Origin of the sequence: Phenylobacterium sp., from assembly GCF_031181185.1 — a bacterium.
Taxonomy (GTDB): Bacteria; Pseudomonadota; Alphaproteobacteria; order Caulobacterales; family Caulobacteraceae; genus Phenylobacterium.
The window spans coordinates 1-2949 of record NZ_JAPSKZ010000275.1 but is presented as its reverse complement, the minus strand read 5'-3'; the positions used below and the strand labels follow the sequence as shown (position 1 = coordinate 2949).

The window sequence follows — 2949 nt, the reverse complement described above, 5'->3', positions numbered from 1 at the left end:
GCGCATCATCAAACGCCTCGACCTCAAGCCCGAGCCCTACCCGCACCAGCGGGCCGGCGAGCCGCCGCCCCACGACACCACCTGAACCCGCCTTCTCCCCTTGCGGGAGAAGGTGGCCTGCGCAGCAGGCCGGATGAGGGGTCTCTCAGAACCCTGCCACAGACACGACGATCCGCCGTCCGGCATGTCCGGCGCGTCCCCCTCCCCCGCTCCGCAGGGGAGGCAAGACTCGTGCGCCTACCCCACCGCCTTGCGGTAGAGGTGCCAGGTCGCATGCCCCAGCACCGGCACCACGACAACCAGGCCGATCAGCGCCGGCAGCGCCCCCAGCACCAGCAGGCCCGCCACGATCAGCCCCCACAGCGCCATCGTTCCCGGGTTCTGCGCCACCACCTTCAGCGAGGTGCGGACGGCGACGTCCAGGTCGACGTGCCTGTCCAGCAGCAGCGGGAACGAGACCACGCTGATCGCCAGAGCCACGACGGCGAAGACGAAGCCCACCGCAATACCCACGATCGCCATGCGCCAGCCGTCGCCGGTGGCGAAGACCTCGCGCACGAAGCTCTCGAGGGTCACCGGCGGGGCGTCGGCGAAGGCCATCAGGCTAATCTGGTAGGCGGCCGCCAGCCACAGCAGGAACAGGCCGATCAGGATCAGCCCCATCTGCAGCACCTGGCCGATGGCGGGCGAGCCGAACACCTTGGCGGCGTCCATCCAGCTCACGTCCTCGCCCCGCTCGCGCCGGCGGCTGATCTCGTAGAGGCCGACGGCCGCCACCGGGCCCAGCAGGGCGAACCCCGAGACCAGCGGAAAGATCATCGGCAGCAGGTCGTAGCGCGCGGCCGCGGCCAGCAGCAGCAGCCCGGCCAGCGGATAGAACACCGCGATGAACACCACGTCGTCGCGGGCGGCGCCGAAGTCGCTTAGGCCCCGGCGCAGCGCGTCGCGCAGGTCGGCCGCCGTCACCTTCCGCACCTGCGGCATGACGCGGGCCGCGGCGCGGGCGGCGGGGTCCTGTCGTCGCCCCTCGCCCGAGACGGCCCACGCGAGCCGCTTCAGCACATATTCGAATGGATTCCCGACATGGTCCTGGGCGGCCATTGCGACACCTCCGGTTTCCTCCTCCAGAGGACCGCGGACAGGCGTCAGGCTCCCGTCACCGACAGGGGTCTGGCGAAGCCGCCGCCCTCAGGTCGTTGGCGCAAGCTTAGCACGGCCCAGGACCGTCGGCGACGGCCTCAGCGGAGGCCGAAGAACCACAGGATCGCCAGGACCACGACGACGAGGCCGACGATGTAGATGATACGGTTCATGGGGCGCTCTCCTTCTGGCTCGGGAAAGCGCAGCCATGCCCTAAGGTTCCGCTTGGCGGCTTACTTCGGCCGGAAGCGCTTGGTGGCCGGGAAGCCCTTGGGCGCCAGCTTGCCCGCGCCCGCCCGGCGGCCCTGCCAGTCGCGCCAGTCCTCCCAGGTGCGGGTGCGGCCGGCCGCGTCGATCCAGGCGGCGCCGTCGGCGGCGTTGAACACAAGGGCGTCGCGCAGTCCGCCTTCGCGGTAGCTCTGCAGCTTCACGCCCTTGCCGCGCGGCATCTCGGGCAGCTCGGCGGCGGGGAAGATCAGCACCTTGCCGTTGTCGCCCACGACGGCCACCTGGTCGCCGGTGACCGGCAGGCAGACGGCCGCGCCTTCGCCCTTCTTCGCCGGGTCGCCGGCGTTGAGGACCTGCTTGCCCGCCCGGCGGAAGGCGATGGCCTCCTCCTCGGGCAGGATGAAGCCGTAGCCCTGTTTCGACGCCAGCAGGCGCTTCGTGCCGGGCTTGTGCGGGAAGACGTCGACGATGCCGACCTTGTCGTCCAGGTCGATCATCAGCCGCAGCGGCTCGCCGTGTCCTCTGGCGCCCGGAAGCTTGTCGCAGCCCAGGGTGAAGAACCGGCCGTCCGAGGCGAAGATCAGGAGCTTGTCCGTCGTCTCGGCCGGCACCAGGAACTGCAGCTTGTCGCCTTCCTTGAACTTCAGCTCGGACGGGTCCTCCACCCGGCCCTTGGCGGCCCGGATCCAGCCGCGCTCGGACAGGATGATGGTGATCGGCTCGCGCACGATCATCGCCTCGATGGCGGCGTCGGCGTCCACCTGCGGCGCCTCGCCGCAGGTCGAGCGGCGATCGTTGAGCTTGCCCAGTTCGCCCTTCACGTGGCGCAGGCCCTCGCCCACCAGCCGCCACTGCGCTGCGTCCGAGGCCAGCATCTTGAGGATGCCGTCGCGCTCTTCCGACAGCTCGGCGTGCTCGCGGCGGATCTCCATCTCCTCCAGCCGCGCCAGCTGGCGCAGGCGGGTGTTGAGGATGGCGTCGGCTTGGATCTCGCTGAGCGAGAACGTCTCGATCAGCTTCTCCTTCGGCTTGTCCTCGAACCGGACGATGCGGATCACCTCGTCCAGGTTGAGGTAGGCGATCATCAGGCCGTCGAGGATGTGGAGGCGGGCCTCGATCTTCTCCAGCCGGTGGCGCGCGCGCCGGACCAGCACCTCGCGCCGGTGGTCCAGGAACGCCTTCAGCGCCTGGCGCAGGTTCATCACGCCGGGCGTGCCCCGCGCGTCCAGAACGTTGAGGTTCACGCTGAAGCGCGTCTCGAGGTCGGAGAGCTTGAACAGGCTCTCCATCAGCACCTCGGGCTCGACGTTGCGGCTCTTGGGCTCCAGCACCAGCCGGATGTCCTCGGCGCTCTCGTCGCGCACGTCGCCCAGCAGCGGCGCCTTCTTGTTCTCGATCAGCTCGGCCAGCTGCTCGACCAGGTCGGCCTTCTTCACCTGGTAGGGGATCTCGGTGACGACGATCTGATAGGTGCCGCGGCCGGTGTCCTCCTTCTCCCAGCGCGCCCGCACCCGCACGCCGCCGCGCCCGGTGGCGTAGGTCTCGACCAGGTTGGCGCGCGGCTCGACGATGACGCCGCCG

2 protein-coding genes are annotated in these 2949 nt (G+C 70.0%); both read right to left on the bottom strand.

Annotated features, from left to right (window positions below; all coding sequences use genetic code 11):
* Positions 1-237: 237 nt before the first annotated feature.
* A complete protein-coding gene (locus tag RIF93_RS19715; protein WP_309093148.1) occupies positions 238-1101 on the bottom strand; it encodes a DUF2189 domain-containing protein in 864 nt (287 codons plus the stop codon).
* 272 nt (positions 1102-1373) lie between these two features.
* The coding region (locus tag RIF93_RS19710) for a DNA gyrase subunit A (RefSeq protein ID WP_309093147.1) at positions 1374-2949 on the bottom strand (1576 nt) is incomplete at its 5' end.

Coding starts and splice junctions, on each gene's coding strand:
- RIF93_RS19715 (WP_309093148.1), bottom strand. CDS start 1,101: ATGGCCGCCCAGGACCATGTCGGGAATCCATTCGAATATGTGCTGAAG.